Origin of the sequence: Yersinia aldovae ATCC 35236, from assembly GCF_000173735.1 — a bacterium.
Lineage (GTDB): Bacteria > Pseudomonadota > Gammaproteobacteria > Enterobacterales > Enterobacteriaceae > Yersinia > Yersinia aldovae.
On sequence record NZ_ACCB01000107.1, the window covers coordinates 1 to 668 of the forward strand.

Sequence of the window (668 nt, forward strand, 5' to 3'; positions counted from 1 at the left end):
TGAAGTAGTTGATGCCAAGCTTCCAGGAAAAGCCTCTAAGCATCAGGTAACATTAAATCGTACCCCAAACCGACACAGGTGGTCAGGTAGAGAATACTCAGGCGCTTGAGAGAACTCGGGTGAAGGAACTAGGCAAAATGGTGCCGTAACTTCGGGAGAAGGCACGCTGGCGTTAGGTAATGGGACTTGCTCCCGGCGCCGAAGCCAGTCGCAGATACCAGCTGGCTGCAACTGTTTAATAAAAACACAGCACTGTGCAAACACGAAAGTGGACGTATACGGTGTGACGCCTGCCCGGTGCTGGAAGGTTAATTGATGGGGTCAGCCGCAAGGCGAAGCTCTTGATCGAAGCCCCAGTAAACGGCGGCCGTAACTATAACGGTCCTAAGGTAGCGAAATTCCTTGTCGGGTAAGTTCCGACCTGCACGAATGGCGTAATGATGGCCAGGCTGTCTCCACCCGAGACTCAGTGAAATTGAACTCGCTGTGAAGATGCAGTGTACCCGCGGCAAGACGGAAAGACCCCGTGAACCTTTACTATAGCTTGACACTGAACATTGAGCCTTGATGTGTAGGATAGGTGGGAGGCATCGAAGTGTGGACGCCAGTCTGCATGGAGCCAACCTTGAAATACCACCCTTTAATGTTTGATGTTCTAACTCGGCCCC

At 51.9% G+C, this 668-nt stretch carries 1 rRNA gene; it reads left to right on the forward strand.

The window, feature by feature from the left end:
* A 23S ribosomal RNA gene (locus tag YALDO0001_RS19440) occupies positions 1 to 668 on the forward strand; the annotation flags it as partial.